Origin of the sequence: Sphingomonas sp. LH128 (assembly GCF_000293195.2) — a bacterium.
Taxonomy (GTDB): Bacteria; Pseudomonadota; Alphaproteobacteria; order Sphingomonadales; family Sphingomonadaceae; genus Novosphingobium; species Novosphingobium resinovorum_A.
In genome coordinates, this window is sequence record NZ_ALVC01000447.1 from 1 (window position 1) to 2,514 (window position 2,514).

5 protein-coding genes are annotated in these 2,514 nt (G+C 64.2%); 3 read left to right on the plus strand and 2 right to left on the minus strand.

Features of this window, described 5'->3' with window-relative positions:
• Window positions 1-226 (minus strand): hypothetical protein (locus LH128_RS27690; RefSeq protein WP_008833011.1); only part of this gene is annotated, 226 nt, incomplete at its 3' end.
• 142 nt (window positions 227-368) lie between these two features.
• Window positions 369-524, minus strand: coding sequence for a YdcH family protein (locus LH128_RS32570; protein WP_008833012.1), 156 nt, complete (start codon window positions 522-524; stop codon window positions 369-371).
• A gap of 251 nt (window positions 525-775) precedes the next feature.
• Between LH128_RS32570 and LH128_RS27695 the strand changes: the two genes are divergently transcribed.
• From LH128_RS27695 to LH128_RS27705, 3 genes are all read left to right on the plus strand, one after another.
• Window positions 776-976 carry a YdcH family protein gene (locus LH128_RS27695; RefSeq protein ID WP_008833013.1) on the plus strand — a complete coding sequence of 67 codons (201 nt, stop codon included), beginning with the start codon at window positions 776-778 and terminating at the stop codon, window positions 974-976.
• 268 nt (window positions 977-1,244) lie between these two features.
• Window positions 1,245-1,700, plus strand: coding sequence for a DUF1465 family protein (locus LH128_RS27700; RefSeq protein ID WP_008833014.1), 456 nt, complete (start codon window positions 1,245-1,247; stop codon window positions 1,698-1,700).
• 68 nt (window positions 1,701-1,768) lie between these two features.
• Window positions 1,769-2,514: MBL fold metallo-hydrolase (locus tag LH128_RS27705; RefSeq protein ID WP_008833015.1), on the plus strand; the 746-nt coding region annotated here is incomplete at its 3' end.

A 2,514-nucleotide genomic window follows, 5' to 3' on the forward strand; every position in this document is an offset into this window, starting at 1 on the left:
CCGCCATGCGGGTGACGTGGACCGCCTCCTGCGCAAGACCGCGCGTGGCGAAGAGTTCGAGCATTCCCTCGCGCAGCAAGTAGATCGAGCAGACCTCGCTATCGAGGCACTCGCCTATCACTTCCACCACGTTGTTGAGTTTGGTCTGCGCATTGCTGCGCGAGGCCATCACCTCGTGAAGGCTCGTGAGAATGGTTCGGGCTGCTTCGACGGCTCCGCTGGTCATTCTTCTGGCGTAACGCAAAGTCATGGCTTTGGGAACGCAGCGGATGCCGTCGATTCAGCTTATGCGGGTGATATCGGGAATTACCCGGTTGTCCGGTGGAATTCTCCGCGCTCAGGACCCTCTACAAGACTGAGATCGGCGATCAGAACCGCCCGATCTCCTCCTTGATGCGAAGCTTGCGCTTCTTGAGAGACTGGACGACCGCGGCATCAGGGATCGGGCGGCTCAATTCCTCGTGGATCTGCCGTTCGATACCGGCATGCTTGAGCTGCAGAGCGCTGACGTGCGAATTATCCATTGGACGTTCCTCCTTATAGGGGCCGGACCCTTGTCTTGCGACTGTGTGCGAACGGTGCTCTCGTAAGAGCCATGACGAGCGACCTGATCGGGCGACTCGACACTGGTGGGCCGGCGCAAAAACCAAGGAACCACAATCGGAGGACCTTGCGAAGACCCCACTTGCTTCATATCGGTGAGTTGCGTGAATCATGCGTTCGGCAGGATTCGGTCCCGCCGGTGCACAGGCTTGAAACTTTAAGGAATTCCGGCGTGACCGAAGAGGAAATGCGCAAGCGCCTCGAAATCCTGAAAGTCGAACATCGCGACCTCGACGCGGCGATCGATGCTTTGATGAACGCGGGTGGCGGCGGCGACATGCTGCAGATCGCGCGACTCAAGAAGCGCAAGCTGCGCCTCAAGGACCAGATCGCGCAGATCGAGGACTACCTGATCCCCGACATCATCGCGTGATCGCGCAATCCTCCCTGTTCCGTAGGAATGGGGAGGTGGCAGTCGCGAAGCGACTGACGGAGGGGGTTTCTTCCCCTCCACCACCGCTTCGCGGCGGTCCCCCTCCCCATCGCTGCGCGACAGGGAGGATTTACCCTGTTTCCTAACGATCGGGATTAACTTTCATTCACCCTCCCGCCGTGCCGTTCAGGGACAGCGCGATATTTGCGCGGGATTATCGATTCGCCCCCGCTTGCCGCCGATTCGCCGGTAGGAAATACGAAGGGCCATGTCGAAACCGGCGACCATCAATCCGCGCATCGTCGAGGCGCTCTACTGCGAGGCGCTCGTCCTGTCCGACGAGGTGCGCGCGGCGTTCACCTTGTCCGGGCGGATCGACGGAGATCCCGGCCGTGTCGCCCTCTCCAGCGAAGGGCTGCGCACCACCACGCGGATGATGCACGCGATCGCCTGGCTACTTAACCACCGCGCTTATTTCATCGGCGAGATCAGTGACTTGCAGCTACGCCGCCATGGCCGCCTGTCGCCCGCGATGCGTCAGTCGGACCCTGCGCATGCCCTTCTGCTGGAGCCCGCCACCGCCCGACTCGTCGAGGCGACGCGGGTGTTCTACGACCGCCTGCTGCGCCTCGACCAGTTCTGGCGGCTGACCACACCCGCGGCTTTCGGCGCGATCGAGCACTTGCGTGAACGGATCGAGACGGAGGTTGCGACCGGCACCTGACGGCACTCAACGGTGCCATAACCGCCCTCAAGGTCGACACGGCGCTTCATCCACCCCATATCGCGCCCATGAACGCTGCTGCAGAGATCGACCGGCCCTACACGGTGGCCGAAACCATCGGCCCGCTGGTCCGCCGGGTGCTGGCGCGCAACCCCTCGCCCTTCACTTTCACCGGCACCCAGACGTATCTGGTAGGCGCCGATGGCGAAGTGGCCGTCATCGATCCCGGCCCGGACGAGGCGGAGCATCTCGACGCGCTGATGGCGGCGATCGGCGGTGACAAGGTGGTGGCGATCTGCTGCACCCATACCCACCGCGACCACTCGCCCGCCGCTGCCCCCCTCGCCGCGCTGACCGGCGCGCCGATCGTCGGCTGCGCGCCGCTGGTGCTGAGCGACGACGGCCCGCGCGCCGACGCGTCGTTCGATGCGAATTACGCCCCCGACCGCGTGCTGGCCGACGGCGAGGCGCTGACCGGGAATGGCTGGACCCTGCGCGCGTTGACGACGCCGGGCCATACCTCCAACCACTTGTGCTTCGCGCTGGAGGAATCCGGCGCGCTGTTCACCGGAGATCATGTCATGGGCTGGTCCACCAGCGTCGTCTCCCCGCCCGACGGCGACATGACCGCCTACATGGAAAGCCTCGCCCGCCTCTACGAGCGCGAGCAGGACGTGGTCTACTACCCCGCCCACGGCCCGGAAGTGACAAAGCCGCGCCAGCTCGTGCGCGGGATGATCGGCCACCGCCGCCAGCGCGAGCGGCAGATCCTGCGCCAGATCGAATCGGGCGTGACCACCATCGCCGCGATGGT

Coding starts and splice junctions, on each gene's coding strand:
- LH128_RS32570 (WP_008833012.1), bottom strand. CDS start 524: ATGGATAATTCGCACGTCAGCGCTCTGCAGCTCAAGCATGCCGGTATC.
- LH128_RS27700 (WP_008833014.1), top strand. CDS start 1,245: ATGTCGAAACCGGCGACCATCAATCCGCGCATCGTCGAGGCGCTCTAC.